The following is a 17719-nucleotide window of genomic DNA, read 5'->3' as shown; positions in this document are numbered from 1 at the left end:
GGCATGCGGGTGCGCGAGGCGCTGATAGCCGGTCTTCCATTGTATTCTCCCAGACTGCATTCTCCAGCCCCGCCGCGGTTTCTTAGCTGATGCTTTCATTCAGGGCGTGAGGATTCAGTGCATGAGGATTCAGCGCTTGAGGGTTCAAGGCGTGAGGAACCCGCCTGTTTGGACACGCATGGTGAGAAGCGCAACGCAATGCGCAGAAATACGCAGACGAGCACGTTTAGGCTTGTCCACAAGTATCTTCACCACTTGGCATAAAGATCTTAAAAACTACTAAACGGCACACATTGGTTTGGTAACCTTAACCCGTGACTTTATCTCCCCTTCAGCTAGCAGCCATTGTCTCCGCCGGAGTGCCCGGGATTTACCCCGTCGGCGCCGAACCGGTCCGCGAAGACAGCGACGACTTCGACTCGGCAATCATCGCCGACTCCACCGGTCGCCGCTGGCGAGTGCGCGCCCCGCGCCGCCCCGACGCCAGCATGCGCCTTGAAGCTGAACACCTCATCCTGCAGTCGTTCAGCCCCGGCCTGCGCGCACGACTGCCCTTCGCCGTACCCACCGTCGCCGGCACCGTACCCTACGCGGGCGGCAACGTCTTCGTGTACACGCACATCCCCGGCACCATCTACGACGTGGACCAGCTCGCCGAGCTGAGCCGCCGCGAAGTTGCGGCGAACCGCCCCTCCCTGGCATCCATCATCGCCAAGGACATCGCAACCCTGCACGTGATGCCCGAAGACATCATTTACGAAGCCGACCTGCCCTCCTACTCTTCGGAGCAGATTCGCCTGCGCAAGAACGCCGAGCTCGAGCGTGCCGCCGCAACCGGCAAGGTGCCCGCCGACCTGCTCGCGCACTGGCGTACCGTGCTCTCCCCCGGACCCATGTGGCAGTTCCGCCCGCGCGTGGTCCACGGTGACATGGGCGCAGAGAACCTCGTACTGCACGTAACGCCCTCGACCGCGCGCATCGTGGAGGTCACCGGCTGGTCCGATGTACACGTGGGCGACCCCGCGCAGGACTTCGCCTGGCTGTACTCCTGCCAGGACATCGACTTCACCGACGAGGCCATCGAGGTGTACCGCCAGCAGATGCCCCAGCTGCCCGACGCCTACCTGGCGCAGCGCGCGAACTTCTACGCGGAGTTCGCGATCGCCCAGTGGCTCACCCACACCGTGGAGGTCGGCGACCGCGACGGCGCAACCCACGCCGTGTCCATGCTCCTGGACATTCAGGACGACCTGCGCGCCTCCGGCGAACTGCTCGGACAGGAGGAGGTCGGCCCGCTGGTCGGCCCCGCCGAGTAGCTATTGGCTCGGGTAGCCGTTAGGTTTCTACCTACCGCATAGGTTTTCGGTTCAGCCCCGCAGTACTGCGCTGCGGGGCTGAACTGTATCTACGGGGGTTTTATATCCGCTTGCCTGTGCCCGGTGAAACCAGTTCCCTGAGTGTCTGTCAAACCGACGAAATTATGCCCATAAGGGCTAGTGGAGGGGCCTTAGTGGGCCTTTTATCAAAATTTATTTAAGTGTTTCCCCTCACCTTTTGAGCACCAGTTTTGCATTTTTGTGCATGAATGACTCAGATTAAGCCTGAGACTTGAAGGTGTGCCAAGGACGCCATTCACAATATTTCCCGGGTGCAAATACACCACAAACCCACAAAAACCAACTTTTGGTTTTGGGAGTCCACAGGGCCTCAACTTCATCTTGAACCATGCTCAAAATAGTGCATTTTAGGGTAAAAACTTTCCCTGTAGATTTTTCCAAAAACTCCTGGAATACTTTTGCTGTGCCGCGAGAAAACCAGCGGACACACTCCCCATAGCGCACTGACCAGCGCTAATATCGTGGCAGCGATAAATTGGGGAGACAGATTGGACGGGACCCTGACCGGTCATGTCAGGCCCGAGCCGGATTCATGCACCGCGCAACCAATCACCGATGGCAGAAATCTATAGAGCTACTTTCGAGGTTGTGTTTGAGAGTAAAGACGCACGCAAACCCCACGGGGCGCCGGCGGCGCGAGTGAGGCCGCGAAAGCGGCAGTCGTTCGGCGCGATTCTTTCCCGGAGCGTGCGAGGGCACGAAGTACCTCTATAGTTCTTCAGCGGCCGAGGACGCCTCATCACCCTAATGCAGTGGGGTGAAGAGGCGTCCTCTGCCATTAACCGTAGAAATCCGCACAGAAAAGCAGCTCACGAGGCACAACGCCTACGTGAGCTGCTTTTCTCTATTCGGTGACAGCAAGCGATAACACGGTGCTGGCTGGCACGGCGCAGGCTAGCGGGGCACACTAGTACGCGAGCGCCGCCCGCCCGGCGCTGGGAGATCCGCTGTTGAAATCCGCTACCTAGCCCTTGCGCGCCTCACGAATCACCTTCGCCAGCTGCGCCTCCGTGGGCAGGCCGCCGCGGATCTGGTGATCCCACACCTCCGCAACACCCTTGCCGCCCAGGTACACGAACACGGTGCTGATACGCTCCGGGTCCACGCCCATAATGCGGGAGAACGCGATGCGGTACAGGCCCAGCTGGAAGCGTCGAGACTGCATGGTCGACATCTTCGGGCGGGAACCGCTCTTCCAGTCCACCAGGACCCAGCGTTCGCCGTCTTCGTCCTCGGTGCGGAACACCGCGTCGATACGGCCGCGCAGGCTTAGCCCCTCGATGTGGGTTTCAACCGGGTACTCGACCGCCCAGATGCGTTCCTTCCACTCATCGCTGCCCCACTCGCTGTTGGCGAAGCGCTCCCAGAGGCGCTGGACGGAGGCCTCCAGTTCGCTTTCGGATTCCTCGTAGGCGTCCTCGAAGGTGAACTCGTCCTGTTCCTGCAGGTCAGCCGGGATTGCAGATTCAGAGGGGTCTGCGGGGTCTTCTGCAGACTCAGCGGGCGCGGTGGAGGCAGCAGAACCCGGCAGGTCAACACCCACCGTGTCCTCCGCGTCGGGTGCCTCCAGCGGGTCGGCACTCGGTGCGACGCCGAAGTGCTCCTCAATCAGCGCGTGCACCGCCGTACCAATCGTTGCCGCACGCGAGGGACGCTGAGGCACCGGGCGCATCAGCTGATACACCGTGCCCTGCGGGTCCTCGCTCAGGCGAACGAACGTGGATGCGGACAGGTGCCCCGGCAGCTGATCGCGCAGCACCGGGTCGGTCTGACCCATCATGAGCAGAAGCAGGTCGGCTTCGCGTTCCCAGTCCACCGCCTGCTGGCGCAGGGATTCGGGAATGGCGGACTCACCCTGTACCGCGGCTGCGGCAGATGCGGCGGGTGCAGGGTGGCTTGCGCTCTCCCCCGCTACATCCCCGCTCTGGTGCAGGTCATCCTCCCCCGCGCCGACGGCGAGCTCCACCGCCAGGGCGGCACGCTCGACCGCCTCGCGACGGCTCGAGGAGTTAATCGCAATCTCACGTTCCAGGTGCTCATGCTGGCCGCGGCGAAGCATCTCCTTCGTACCCTGCGTGAGAGCGTCGTCAGAGGCCCAACGCCAAATTACGGGGCGCTCCAGTGGATCAAAAGGCCACATGGCGGTCAGCACCGCACCCAGGTTCGGGTTCCTGTCCTCGTAGTTCTTCTGGGCGAATTGGCCGCGCACCTCAATCGGCAGCGCCGCCGCCACCGTGGGCGAGAAACCGGGCTGAGGCGGTTGCGTCTCACGCCATTTCTCCCGCTCGGTGGCTTCGATGATCCATTCGGGCACCGGCAGGTTCAGGCGGGTGCAGTTCTCCGCCACCGTGCGTGCTCGTACGGAAGGAGCCGCCAGCTGCCAATCCTGCGCGAGGGCGGGAGCCATGACCTCAACCAGCGCCCAGGCGTAGCGTTGCACCTGCTCGGCGTAGGTTGCCCGAGCGTTCGCGCGCGCCTCCGCCTGTACGGGGGTGAGCTCGTCAGCGTCTAGGGGGTAGAGTTCCAGCTCTTCCAGCAGTGCCGCCTCATCGGGGGCGGGCGGCAGGTTCGAGGGATCCACAACCGTACCGTGCACCAGGGTCACTGGCTCAACCAGGCGGTACTTCGACTCGGCCAGCTGCTCCACCCAACGGCGCACATGGTTCAGGTGCACCTTTTTGCGCTTATCGGCGGGGTTCGGCATCGTGTACGACAGGCCCATACCCACCAGCTGAGGCGCCGCCCAGGGGGTATCCATCGTCTCCTGGAAACGCACGGAGGGCGCATCTACCGTGGGCGTGCCCATGCCGAAGAGGGACTTGAAAAGCATCTCCATCAGCTCCTCCCAGAAGGGCTGCACCGGCTGAGGCGCCACAGAAGCACTCTTCCAGCGGTAGGCGCTCATCGCCAGCAGGTTACGGGCACGGGTCATCGCCACGTACATGAGGCGGCGGTCTTCCATACCGGCGTGCTCGGCAGCATCATCTTTATGCTCGCCCAGGTAGTCTTCCAGGTCCTTTGCCTTCTCGAAGGCGGTAATCTCCTCCGGGGTCTCAAGGATCGAGGGAAGGTACTCGCGGTCGCCACGCAGCGGCCAGGGCAGAGCCGCATTAGCCGACATCTGCCACAGGTTCGGGGTCTGCCCGCCGGTCGCACTACCGCACAGGCCCGGCAGAAGCACATGATCCCACTCCAGGCCCTTCGCCGCGTGCATGGTCATCAGCTGCACCGCGTTCGGGTCAGGTTCCACAGCGCCCAGCGCCAGGCCCTTCTCCTCGTCATCGGCACGCTCAAGCCAGGCGAGGAAGCCCATCACGTAGCTCACGCCGCCCGAAGACAGCAGGAAGCGGCGCGCACCCGGGTCGCCCTCCTCCGCGCTCACGCCGTCAGAACCGGCGTAAATCATTGCGTTAATACGCGGCGCCGACATGCCGTAGGCGGCGGCAACCTCGTGGAAAGCGTCCAGGTTCGCGCGCGAACCCAGCGGGTCGGTACCCGGGCGGACCGCCAGCTCAATATCGAGCAGCATGGTGCGCTCAATCTCGTACAGCAGCGTGCCCAATTCCTCGCTCAAACCGGCACGCAGCACGCGCATCTGCTCGGCAAAAGCACGCAGACGCTCCAGCGCCGCCGGGGAGAAGCGGCGGCCGCGGTAGTGCTCACCGTAGAGGGGTTCGCCGTCCGCGCCGTCCTGCGGCAGGTTCTCCACCGCCTCAATGAGGGAGGCGTAGCCGGAGGAATCCTCCACCGCGCCCTTGAGGGTTTCGTCCAGGCGTTCCTGGGCGGCACGCAGGTGCTCCGCCTGCAGGCTGATAGCCGCTGCGTCGTCGGCGTCTTCAGCCTCGGCGAGCATACGCAACGCCATCTGCTCACGCAGGGCGCGCTCACGCTCACGCACCAGCGACTGCGCCCAATCACCCAGCGCCAACATATCCGCCGCACCCAAACGCCAACGCGCACCCGTCAGCAGGCGCGCCAGGGCATCTGAACGGTTCGGATCAGCCAGCACACGCAACGCCGACACCAAATCCACAACCTCCGGCTGGGAGAGCAAACCGCCCAAACCCACCTGCTGCACCGGAATGCCCAGACGCTCGCACTCCACACGAATCGGGTCCAGCTGACCGTGCACACGCGCCAACACCGCAATCTCGGGCATCTTCAGGCGCGGACGCACCGAACCATCACCGGAACGATGCGCCGCGTAGGCGCGCTCATACTCGCGCACCGCCTGCGCACGCATCGCCGCAATACGCTCGGCGATAGCCACAGCCTCCTCGCGGTCAGAGTCGTGGTACGTCAAATCAACGCGCCCCACCATGCCCGCGGCAGCCTGCTCAAAAGCGGGCGAACCGGGCTCCCCCACCAGGGCGCAACGCGGGCGCAGGTCAGGAACCTGAGCGGCGGTAATATCGCCGTCTGCGGCACGCACCCACTCGGGAACCTCCTTCAGCTTCTCCGCCACGTGGTTTGCCGCGTTCAGCACCGAAATGTCGTTACGCCACGCAATGGACAGGAACAGCGGTTGCACATGCTTGGTTGGGAAATGGCGGTAGAAGCTGAACATCTGACCGTCCGAAGCGCCACGGAAACCGTAAATCGACTGCTTCGGGTCACCCACAGCCATCACCGGATGCGCCGGAATACCCGCCGCCTCATCGGCACCGTAAATCGAGGAGAACAAGCTCATCTGCGCGTGCGAAGTGTCCTGGAACTCGTCCAGCAGAACCACCTTGAAGCGGGCACGCTCACCCTCGCGGATCGCCGGGTCAGCCTCCGCAATGCGGGCGGCAAAACGCATCAGGTCACCGAAATCCAGCACCTGCATGCGCGCCTTCACGCGGGCGTAGCTCATCGCCATACGCGCGTACACTCGGCGGTTACGCAGCAGACGCTGAACCTTCAGAATGTCCCTCTCGGTCTTCGTCTCACGGCGCGGATCAGGCACCGCCGCGTACGCCGCCAGCTGCTCGGTGCAGAAGTCAATGACCTCCTGCGGCTCCACCAGGTGCTCCGCGCACTCGTCAGAAAGCTGCAGCATCTGGTTAATCATGGTCGCCGCAGACACCGGCACGCCGTCCTTATCGAGGGGAAGCTCCCCCTCCCAGTACTGCACAATCTGCGCGGCAAGCTGCCACTTCTGCGCATCGCCAAGCATCTGCGCGTCCTGCTCCACGCCCAGGCGCAGACCGTACTCCTTGACGAGGTTATTCGCGTAGGAGTGGTAGGTGAGCACGGTCGGGTCAGCGATGCCCTCTCGCAGCTCCTCATCGCTCGGGGCGACGCGGCGGCTACGGCGCAGAGTGTTCAGACCGGCACGCATACGGCTACGCAACTCGGTTGCCGCCTTGCGGGTGAAGGTCACGCCCAACACCTCTTCAGGGCGCACAAAACCGTTATCGACCAGCCAAATCACGCGGTCAACCATGGTCGCGGTCTTACCCGAGCCGGCACCGGCAATGACGAGGGTCGGGGCGGGGCCCGCCTCAATCATGCGGACCTGCTCGGGGGTCGGCTTCTTACCGTCAGCGCCGTTGAGCATCTCGGCAATGTCAAGGGCGCTGCGGTAGTTGGCAGGTTTGAGCGCGGGGTCGTTCCCGGCGGCTTCTGCCGAGAAGAGCGTGCCGTCGGGTAGCTGCCAGCTATTGTGCTCGCACCACTGGGCGGGGGTGAGCATGCCGGCACCAGAACCGGGGTTAGTACCGGAGCGAGCGCCGGGGTTAGTAGCGCCGTATGCGCCAGAGTCAGTCATGATTCCTCTTCCTCATGGATCATTCTCATGGGAGGTTCGGGGTGAGTGATATCGAAAGTAAACGTAGGGTACGCGACTACTAGGGCTGCGTCACCTGGCGGCCGCGCGTACAAATCGGGCAGATCTCCGGCAGGCGGCACCCGTAGCCGCCTTCACGGTGACGAGCCTGCACCTGCGAGCCAGCAATCAGCTCCGCGGCGTGCTGCACCAGCTCAGCCGCCCACGAATCGTGCTCCGTCAGGGCGGGCTGAACCTGCAGGCGAGTCTTGCTCTCATCGTTCACGCCCGAGGCGCCCAGCTGCACGAGCGCCGCGCCTCCGGAACGACCCGTATAGCCGGTGTACTCCAGCTCCTGGGGGCGGGCATCCGGTAGCGGTTCGCCCGCTTCCAGGGCGGCGGCTTCGGCGCGGTAACGCTCCTCCAGCTGCTCACCCGCGCCAGCCTCCACCGCAATCTGGTAGGCGGCAAGCTGCGGATGCGTCTCCATCTCCGACCCGGTCGGCTTAGACTTGCCGGTTTTCAGGTCAACAATGGCGTAGCGGCGGGTGCCGTCCTCCGCCGGGGCGGTACCCTCGAGGCGGTCCACGCGGCCGGTGAGCAGTGCATCCAGCTCACCGACTTCACCGGCGGGGTCGAAGGGCACGGGCACACGCACCGAGAAGGAGCCTTCAACACCGAGGTTCTGCCAGCCGGCATCACCCATGTGCTGACGGTAGTAGTAGCTCAGGCACAGAATCATGCGCTTGGCACGCTCGTAGAGGGCGTAGGATTCCCAGGGCACGCGCTCGCGGTACTCTTCATCGGTTTCATCGTCCTTGCGGGCGGGCACGCCGAGGGAGCTAATGCGCTCGTCAAGGGCTGTTTGGAGCTCTTCGAGGGTGCCGGTCGGGTACTCCTCGGCGATGGCGTGAATGAGCGTGCCGAGCGAGCGGGACAGGTCGGTCTGGGCTTCCGCGCGGGCGGCAGAAACCAGCCAGTCCAGCGGGGAGCTGTGAATGGTTTCCAGGCGTGAGGGCGAGAGCGCAATGGTGCGGCGGCTCGGCTTTTCAGCCGGTTCTTCGGCAGGCTCTTCGGCGTGGCTTTCGCCATCTTCACCGTGGTTTTCGTCCAGTTCAGCGTGGTCTGCCGGGCTGTGCGCAAAGAGCAACTCCGTACTAGAAAGCGGCAACAGGCCCCACCACTCGTCGGGAGCGGCACCGGGTGCCTGCGCATTCGCCAGGCGCGCCAGAGTGCGGGAGGCAGCATCGAGTCGGTACGCGGAAGCCTCCGGGCTGAGCGCATCTTCCTCCGGTGCGTTGTGCACCTGCGCGCCGTGCTGAGCGTCTTCGGCACGCATGGCGTTCAGCGACTCCTCAACGAGGGTGCGGCGAAGCTCCGCCACCAGGGAACGCAGGGTGGCGGGGCGGCGCACGCGGGTGATGGGCACCTCCGTGGAGTCGCCAACCGCGTCGGTGGGCAGCACGAAGTCGAAGAACTCGCCGGGTGCCTGATCGTCATTGCGTACGGCGGTGAGCACGAGGCGGGTGCTGGCTCGGGTGGCGGCGACGGCGAACATGCGCAGCTCGTCGTGGCGGGTGTCGCGCACGCGTTCGGGGTAGCTGCGGATACGGGCGGGCGGCACAGGCTGCTCGCCCTCCCCCTCCTGCTGTTCTGCCTGCTGGGCGCGCTGGCGGAGGCGCGCATCGCACAGATCCACGAGGTCGCCTGTGCTCAGCAGGGAGCCGCGCACGGTGGTGTTGGGCCAGGTGCCTTCCTGCAGACCGCATACATATACGGTGCGCCAGGACTGACCGGCAGCGAGTGCGGGGGTGAGAATCTCGACCGCGTCTTGGCGTACGCCGCGGGCGGCGAGGGTGTCCATGGGCAGGTCCTGCGCGTCGATGAAGTCGAGGAACTGCTCGGCACCGGCGCCGCGCATCTGCTCGTCGAATCGGTCGGCGGCTTCGAAGAGACCGATCATGGCGTCGAGGTTTCGGTGGGCGGCATCGGCGTCGGGGCCTGCGCCGCGTGACTGGGCGACCCAGGTCTTTTCGAAGCCGCTGGCTTCCCAGAGCGCCCAGAGCACTTCGGTGCTGGTGGATTCGGGTCGCGCGAGTGCTTTACGTCCGGCGGAGAGCACGGCTGCGATGCGGTGCACGGCGCGTCCTACGCCCTCTTCGGGGAGGGTTTCGGGGTGTAGCAGGGCGCCGAGGAGCAGGTCCTCGCTGGGGCGGTGGCCGCCGCTTTGCAGTTCGATGGATCGCAGCTGCTGGCGGAGTCGTCGCACGTCCATGCTGGATGCGCCACCGAGCCGAGAGGTGAGCAGGGTGATGGCGCTCTGCGCGCCGCCGAGGGGGTTAGCGCGGCTTTCTTCGGCGATGACGTCGTCGAGGCTTCGGCGCATGAGCTCTTCAGCTTCAGTTGCGCTGAGGGCCTCGTAGCCGCCCCGCTCCCCTGCCTCCGCACCTTCTGCGCTACCTCCGGCAGGCATGTGCACGGCGGGGTTGAGCGCCTTCTCGCCACGCTTGCGGGCGTAAACGAGCAGGCTGAGCGCGTCCAGGAAGGGGCGTACGGCAGGCTCGTCGCGCACCGGCACGAGCGCCGCGGAAGTACGCGACGGAATACCGTTCGAGGAGAGCACGCGGCGGATGCGCGCCACGTCCGCGCTGCTACGCACGATGATGGCGGACTCGCGGTAGGGGTGGTTGCCGTAGATGCGTTCTTCGAGCAGCATTTGGGCGATGAGGTTCGCCTCGTCCTGCGAGCTGGAGAGCGCATACTTATACACTCCGGCGGGTGCGGTGCGGTAGTGTGCGGGGTCGAGGATTTTGCCGTCGGCACCCAGGTGCAGCAGCGGTTCGTCGGCGGCACCCCAGGTGAGGGCTTCGTCGGCGGGGGTGGTGTTGATGCGTCCGAAGGTTGCGGGCGCGCCGTTCTTCACCCCCTCCTGCGCACTGTTCTTCTCCCCTGCCTGCGCGCCGTTCTTTGCCCTTTCCTGCTCGGGGGTGAGCGGCACGAACCGGGTGTAGCGCGGCAGGCGGCGGCGAATGTCCGCCACGAGCGGCATCATGAGTGCGGGCAGGCGGTACGAGGTGGTGAGCGTGCGGGTGCGCATGCTCGGGAAGCTTGCCTGCAGGGTGGTGACGAGGTCGGGGCGGGCGCCACGGAAGCCCTGGACCACGGCTTCGTCGCTGTAGGTCATGACAACCTGGGGGCCTTCAGCGAAGAGGTCGGGGTGGGTTTCGGTCAGGTGCGCGGCGTCTGCGGGGGCGACTTCTGCGGCGATGAGGCGTAGCAGCCGGTAGATGGAGGGGCTGAGTTCCTGCACGTCGTCGATGAGGATTAGGTCGTAGCGGCGGCGTTCTTCGGCAAGGAATTCGGGGGCGCGCAGTAGCAGCCGGCAGGCGTCGTTGATGAGTACTGCCGGGTCGTAGGCGTTTTTGGCGCGGAGGGCTCGCACGGCACGGTATTCGGTGTGCAGTTGGGCGAGGGCGTGCCAGGCGGGCTGGTTGTGTTCGGTGGCGAGGGCGTGTACGTCTTCGGCGGTGAGGTCGTATTCTGCCATGCGGTCGAAGAAGTCGCGGATTTCGTGGCGGAATCCGCGGGTTGCGAGGGCGTCGCGGAGTACGTCGGGCCAGACGGGTCCGGGTGCGATACCTTCGGCGTGGTTGGCGAGTAGTTCGCCGATGATGACGTCTTGTTCGGGGCCGGAGAGAAGTTTGAGATTGCCTTCTACGCCGCTGAGTAGACCCCGGGTTTGGGCTCGTTTGAGCAGGTCGAAGGCGTATGCGGCCCAGGCGCGGGTGGGTGCTACGGAGAGGCTTCGATCGCTGGAGGCGGCGATGGTGTCTCGCATGCGGGTCGCGGCGGTGCGGGTGGGTGCGAGGATGAGCAGGCGGGCGGGGTCGTTGCCGTCGGCGAGGTAGCGTAGGGCGCGTTCGGTGAGGTGATGGGTTTTACCGGTTCCGGGGATGCCGGTGAGAAGTTGGGTTGTCATGGTTTCAGTCTATCGGCTGTAGCGCGGTTGTACCTTGTCGGCGGTCATTCAGGCTCGTCGGCGGCTTATGCGCCGCCCCGGCGACTTAATATGCAACCCCCGGGGGGCTTAATATACTGCCCCGAGAACGGCTTATCCACAGCAGCATGACCGCCAGACGCGCGCCTCCTTCTCTACTGGGTTAGTCTTATAGCATGACCTGGATGAACGGCCTGCGCGCCACTTTTGACCTTGAAACCACCGGTGTGGACGTCACCACCGCCCGCATCGTGACTGCTTCCCTGATTCTGCTGGACCCTCAGGGTAATGTGGTGCGCCGTGGCGAGTGGCTGGCTGACCCCGGCGTTGAGATCCCTGCCGGTGCCGCCGCCGTGCACGGTATTACGACCGAGTACGCGCGTAAGCACGGTCGTCCCGCCCGCGAGGTCGTGTGGGAGCTTGCCGGCGCGATTGGTGCGTTGAACCTTGACGGCGTGCCGATTATTGCGTTCAATGCCGCCTACGATTTTTCGGTGCTGCACCACGAGATGCTGCGTCACAATATTGCCAACGGTGAGCTGCCGCCGGGTGTGGTGCTCGACCCGTACGTTCTGCATAAGCACGTGATTCCACGTAAGCGCGGCAAGCGCACCCTGGAGGTTCTTGCCGCCGAGTACGGTGTCTCCCTAGAAAACGCGCACACGTCCGCTGATGACGCCTTGGCGGCGGAGCGTCTGCTGGTGAAGCTGACCGAGCAGTTCCCGCAAGTTCTCAACGTGGATGCGCGCCAGCTACACGAGCAGCAGATTCAGTGGGCGGCGGAGCAGGCGGCGAGCTTCCAGGCGTGGTTGCGTACGCAGCCGGGTAAGGAATCTGAGGTCATTGACGGCCGCTGGCCGGTGCGCCGATAAAACTGCGCCGCTAAACTCGCTCTCGCCTCCCCAGCCACCCATCATATCTCGCCTTTATTGACGGGCTGACACTATCCCCTCCGGGGCTTCTCCCCTATGCTAGAAGGTGACCGCACCTGCAACGAATAGCACGTGAATAGCACGACCCGGAAGGCCTCTCATGGATGATCAGCCCCGCACTACCGAGCCGTACCCTGACACCAATACGCGCAGTATTTATTTGGGTTCTACCCGCCTGGCGCATGAGCATTTGGTGGCGCAGTCTCAGGTGGTGCTCCGCCTGGGCCGCATCCTGATGAAGTCGGGTGCGAGCGCGTACCGTATTAAGGCGTCGATGGCGCGTTTGGCGAAGGCTGTGGGGTTGAAGGAGCATCACGCGCAGGTGACCTTCACCGAGATTTCGACGTCTTCGTACACGGACGGTAATTTCCGTACTGAGGTGGCTGAGCAGCGCACGATGGGCATTAACGCTCATAAGCTGGATCAGTTGGGTAAGTTCATTTCTGAGCTTCCCGAGAAGATTACCCCGGCGGAGGCGAACGCCGAGCTGGACCGTATAGATTCGGCGAAGCCGCTGTACACCCCGTGGATGCTGGCGTTGGCGTCGGCTGTGGCGTGTGCCGGGTTCGCGTTTCTGAACCGTGGCGGTCTGGTGGAGTGCTCGGTCGTGTTCTTGGCGGCGGGTGCCGGCCAGTATTTGCGTTCGACTCTGCTCAAGCGCGGCGTGAGCCACATGGCGACGTGGATGGCGTGTGGTTTCCTGGCGGCGGGCCTGTACATTGCGGTTGTTAATGTGCTGGTTGCGGCGGGTTGGGTTAGCCCGAACCATATGATTGGTTTTATTTCGTCGGTGCTGTTCTTGGTGCCGGGTTTCCCCATGGTGACGGGCATGCTCGACATTTCTCGTATGGACTTTTTGGCGGGTATTTCGCGTCTGACGTATGTGGGTTTGCTGCTGATTAGTGCGTCGTTTGCGGTGTGGCTGTTGGGTTCGCTGTTCCATTTGCCGTTGGCTACTCCGGCGCCTCTTACTCTGGATCCGACCCTGGATTTGGTTCTGCAGGTGCTTTCTTCGGGTGTTGCGGCGGCTGGCTTCGCGATGCTTTTTGCCGCCTCCCCGGTGGCGTGCGTGTGGGGTGGCGTGATTGCTGCGGTGGCGAACCCCGCCCGTATTCACATGGTGGAGGCGGGTATGCCCGCGCATATGGCGGCGACAATTGCCGTGTTTGGTGTGGGTATTTTGGCTGAGATTGTGGCGCCGCTGCATCAGCGTAAGTACACGCGTATTTCCCTGTCGGTTCCGGCGGTGGTGACGATGGTTCCGGGTGTGCTGTTCTACCGTTCCATGTCGCATTTTGCCAGCGGTGACATGTATTCGGCGGCGACCGGTTTTGTGCAGTCCCTACTGATTTTCATGGCGTTGGGTATGGGCCTGGCGTTTGTGCGTCTGCTCTTTGATAAGAACTGGCTGTTTGATCAGGACACTCAGGTGTTGAACCGTCTGGACACCGACCGGCACCTGCGGTAGCCGCCGTATTCTTCTTTCTGTTACCTAACTTGTCTGTTGTGTTTTATCGTCACCTTTCGGTACGTTCAGGTGCTTGTCACCTGCGGTTCATCTGTAGCGCCTATGATGGTTAGGTACGGGACGCTCATAGCGTGCAGGCTCCGTTGCCTGGCGTGCATCGTCCCCTGTAATTCTTTAGTTCGCCGTCTCTGTTGAAAGGCACCGATACGATGACTCCTTCCTCTACCCACCCGCTGCACCACGAAGCTAGCGAGAAGCTGTTTGAGCGTTCTCGCGCGGTGATTCCCGGCGGTGTGAATTCCCCGGTGCGTGCTTTCAATTCTGTGGGCGGCACCCCTGCGTTTGCGGCGAAGGCTAAGGGCGCGTACCTGTACGATGCGGACGGCAACGAGTACATTGACCTGGTCTGCTCGTGGGGCCCGTCGATTCTGGGCCACGCGCATCCGCAGGTGGTTGAGGCGGTTCAGCAGGCGGCTGAGCGCGGTCTGTCCTTTGGTGCGGCGAGCGCGCCGGAGGCTGAGCTGGCTGAGCTGGTGGTCAACCGTATTAACGCGGCGATTCCCGGTGCGATTGATCAGGTGCGTATGGTGTCCACCGGTACTGAGGCGACCATGACTGCGATTCGTCTGGCGCGTGGTGTGACCGGTCGCGACAAGATCATTAAGTTCGCGGGCTGCTACCACGGCCACGTGGACGCGCTGCTTTCCGAGGCTGGTTCGGGCGTGGCAACCCTGGCGCTGCCGGGTTCTGCTGGCGTGACTGCCGCAACCGCCGCGGAGACCATCGTTCTGCCCTATAACGACCTGGACGCTGTACGTGAGGCGTTCGCGAACCATGAGGGTCAGATTGCCGCAATTATTACTGAGGCGGCGCCCTGCAACATGGGTGTGGTGACCCCCGAGCCCGGTTTCAACCGTGGCCTGCACGAGATTGCTCACGCGAACGGTGCGCTCGTCATTTTTGATGAGGTGCTGACCGGTTTCCGTGTGTCTTCGGCTGGTTACTGGGGTTACGCGGCTCCCGAGGATGGCGGCTGGGTTCCCGATATTTTCACGTTCGGCAAGGTTATTGGTGGCGGTATGCCCATCGCGGCGCTGGCCGGTAAGCGTGAGGTCATGGAACACCTGGCGCCGGTCGGCCCCGTCTACCAGGCTGGTACCCTCTCCGGTAACCCGCTGTCCGTCGCGGCGGGTATTACGACTCTGACCCTGGCTGATGCTGCCGTCTACGCGCACCTGGATTCGCGCAGCGCCCAGCTGCAGCAGGCTCTGACCGAGGCGTTCAACGCCGCCGGTGTGGACCACTCCATCCAGAGCGCCGGTAACCTCTTCTCGGTGGCGTTTGGTACCTCCGAGGCGGGCGTGCACAACTACGCCGACATCAAGGCCTCGGCAACCAGCCGCTACAACGCGTTCTTCCACTCCATGCTCGAATCCGGCGTGTACCTGCCGCCGAGCGCATTCGAGGCGTGGTTCGTTTCTGCCGCCCACGACGATGAGGCGATGGACCGTATCATCTCGGCTCTTCCGGCTGCCGCCGCCGCTGCCGCATCCGCGTAAGGGTTTGAGAGACGTAAGGAGGTGAACCGCTCATGGATCTGAGCGCTCTGGGCCTGCCCATGGAGCAGCTACGCGACGTGTGGCTGATCGCCTTCATGGTGTACGTGGGCTTGTGCCTGCTGGTGGATATCGCCTACCCGGTGCCCATCAAGAAGGAGAAGGCAGCCGACCTGTACCTTGAGGTGTCTGGCTCGCCCGTTGATGAGGCGCGCCGCGCCACCGCGGAACGTACCGCGATGGGTGCGCCGCTGAGCTCGTCCCGCAAGGGTAGCGCCACGAAGAAGGCGAAGAAGAAGCTGGATTCTATTGAGGGTGCCGGCGTGTTTGGCGGCTGGTTCCACACGGTCATGTACCTGTGGGCCTGGATTGTGGCGGTCTCCATCTTCACCCTGTACTGGGACATCGTGTACGACGGCATCCTGTTGCCGGCGCTGATTCTGCCGTTCCTCATGGTGTATTGCGGTGCCCGTTGGGGTCGCCGTCACTGGCGTGAAGCACGCGGTTACAGCAAGGACGACCGTGTGCTGGGTATGCCGCGCATCTACTCGGCGACGCTGGGTAAGCTGAGCGCACCGTTCCGTGTGCGCGGCACGGTGCCGGGCGTGGAGCCGATTCGTGACGACCGCACCTTCTACTGGGGGCTCAACGGTATTGCGTTCCTGCTCGCCGCGGTCTTTTTGACGTCGCTAGCGGGCTGGAGCATCGATGAGGATTGGGAAGCGATTTATATTGGTAACGCGTCTTGGTTCTTGGCGGCGGCGTACATTCCGCTGATCATCATGCTGCTGATGTACAACCGCGATTACGTGCTGTACAACCCGGATTCGTTCCAGGCTGGGCGCTTGCTCCTTCCGGCGAAGGCCCGCCCCTACTCTGAGATTCGCGCGTTCCGTGTGTACCCGAAGAACCCGGACGCTATCAAGCTGAACCCGAAGGACGCGAGCCAGTGGCGGCTGGAGATTCTGCTTCCCGGCGGCCGCAAGCACAACTATGCGCTCAATGATCACCAGATTGATTGTTTGGTGGCGCAGATTGCGTTCAAGATTGAGCAGGAACGCTGGGCGCAGCTGGATTCACCGGCGGACCGTGAAATGTTGGCGAAGTACTTCGTGGACGGCCGAGTGATCTGCACGACCCTGGGGTACAAGCCTGCCGGTAAGCATGCGGAGGAGGCGGCACGCCGCGCATCCTTCCAGAAGGCGCAGTACAAGTAGGCGACTTTTATACCGCTCTTATACCGCGAGAAGCCACATGTGTTTCGAGAAGCCACATAAGACGTGGCTTTTCGAAACACATGTGGCTTCTGAGCACCATAGACACACCATCACCGATACCCCGTAGAGAGACACCGTAGAGAGGACAATTCATGGACCTTGCAGCCCTCGGCCTGCCCCTGGAGCAGGTGCGCAACATGTGGCTGGTGGCGTTCTTCATCTACCTGGCGTGCTGCCTGCTGGTGGAGGTCGCCTACCCTACGCTTATTGGCGCCTCGCGGGCGCGCGAAGTCTACACCTCGGTGATGGGTTCGCCCGTCGAGGATGTGAAGAAGGCAATTACAGAGCTCGCGGATGCTGGCACTTACCTCACCTCCGAGCAAGAAGAAGCGGCATTCCGCAAGGCTGAAGCCCAGCTGGAAAGCATCAAGGGCTCGAACGCCATTATGGATTTCGGGCATATCCTCGTGTACGGCTGGGCGTGTGTCATCGTCTATTCGACGTTCGTTCTGTACTGGGATATGGCGTACGACGGAATCCTGATTCCGGGGCTGCTTCTGCCGTTCCTCATGGTGTATTGGGCGGCGCGTTGGGGTCGCCGCGGCTGGCGCGTCGCACGCGGTTTCAGCCCCAATGAACGTCACCTGGGCATGCCCGCTATCTACGCCAGGACGCTGGGTCGGCTCAGCGCCCCGTTCCGCACCACAACCGCTATGCCCAGTAGTGAGCCCATTCAGGTTGATTGGAAGGGGCAGGGAATCTTCCTCTTTGTGGCGATTCCTGTGGGTGGTTTCTTTCTGCTCTGTTACCTTCATTCGCTCGCGAATACTGAGCTGCTCGGTTATGAGCCCACCTACATTGGTAAGACGTCAATAGCGTTTCTTGTTGTCTACGCGCTAGCCATTCCTTACCTGTGGTGTACGGTGCGTTCGTACTACCAGTTCACGCCGACCGTGGTGAAGCGTGGGCGTATTTTCCGTTCGCCCAAGGTCTACCAGTACTCCGATATTGACCGGTTCAAGGTTTACCCCTGGTACACGGGCGATCCCGAGGATATAGACCCTGATGAGCAGATGCCCAGTGATTGGCGTCTTGCCGTCACTTTCTCTAACGGTTCCTTGGAGACTTTTGGCTTCGGGGATTACCGTATCGATTGTTTGGTGGCGCATATTGCGTTCAATCTGGAGCAGGAACGCTGGGCGGATGTGGATTCCCCGGCAGACCGCGAGAAGCTGCCCCTGTATTTTGTGGAGGGGCGCGCTATTTGCCTCACGCTGGGTTACAAGCCGGCGAATGAGCTGACGAAGAAGGCGGCGCGTATCGCGTCTTTCCGCGCAGTGGATTAGCGGCTAATTAGCATAAATGGCGAAAAGCCACACTTCATCACCGATACCCCGTAGAGA

The 17719-nt window shown here is 63.1% G+C and carries 8 protein-coding genes; 6 read left to right on the top strand and 2 right to left on the bottom strand.

The window, feature by feature from the left end; all coding sequences use genetic code 11:
• The first annotated feature begins 314 nt into the window (after positions 1-314).
• A complete protein-coding gene (locus tag ACP3RB_RS02115; RefSeq protein ID WP_049349437.1) occupies positions 315-1316 on the top strand; it encodes a phosphotransferase in 1002 nt (333 codons plus the stop codon).
• A gap of 1045 nt (positions 1317-2361) precedes the next feature.
• Here ACP3RB_RS02115 and ACP3RB_RS02110 read toward each other — a convergent pair.
• Together ACP3RB_RS02110 and ACP3RB_RS02105 are read right to left on the bottom strand one after the other, a co-directional pair.
• A complete protein-coding gene (locus tag ACP3RB_RS02110) occupies positions 2362-7149 on the bottom strand; it encodes a UvrD-helicase domain-containing protein (protein ID WP_426699301.1) in 4788 nt (1595 codons plus the stop codon).
• A gap of 79 nt (positions 7150-7228) precedes the next feature.
• Positions 7229-11125: a PD-(D/E)XK nuclease family protein gene (locus ACP3RB_RS02105; RefSeq protein WP_426699300.1), complete on the bottom strand. Its 3897-nt coding sequence runs from the start codon at positions 11123-11125 to the stop codon at positions 7229-7231.
• 194 nt (positions 11126-11319) lie between these two features.
• Between ACP3RB_RS02105 and ACP3RB_RS02100 the strand changes: the two genes are divergently transcribed.
• From ACP3RB_RS02100 to ACP3RB_RS02080, 5 genes are all read left to right on the top strand, one after another.
• Positions 11320-12015, top strand: coding sequence for a 3'-5' exonuclease (locus tag ACP3RB_RS02100; protein WP_426699299.1), 696 nt, complete (start codon positions 11320-11322; stop codon positions 12013-12015).
• Between the two features lie 160 nt (positions 12016-12175).
• Positions 12176-13543, top strand: coding sequence for a threonine/serine ThrE exporter family protein (locus ACP3RB_RS02095; RefSeq protein WP_426699298.1), 1368 nt, complete (start codon positions 12176-12178; stop codon positions 13541-13543).
• Between the two features lie 209 nt (positions 13544-13752).
• A complete protein-coding gene (gene hemL, locus ACP3RB_RS02090; protein WP_426699297.1) occupies positions 13753-15102 on the top strand; it encodes a glutamate-1-semialdehyde 2,1-aminomutase in 1350 nt (449 codons plus the stop codon).
• A gap of 32 nt (positions 15103-15134) precedes the next feature.
• Complete coding sequence (locus tag ACP3RB_RS02085) at positions 15135-16316, top strand: sugar dehydrogenase (RefSeq protein WP_426699296.1); 1182 nt, start codon at positions 15135-15137, stop codon at positions 16314-16316.
• A gap of 152 nt (positions 16317-16468) precedes the next feature.
• Entirely contained in the window at positions 16469-17662 is a 1194-nt protein-coding gene (locus ACP3RB_RS02080; protein ID WP_426699295.1) for a carboxylate transporter, read from the top strand.
• The last annotated feature ends 57 nt before the right edge of the window (positions 17663-17719 follow it).

Origin of the sequence: Rothia mucilaginosa (assembly GCF_049990865.1) — a bacterium.
GTDB lineage: Bacteria > Actinomycetota > Actinomycetes > Actinomycetales > Micrococcaceae > Rothia > Rothia mucilaginosa_I.
This window is presented reverse-complemented; position numbering and strand designations above follow the sequence as displayed.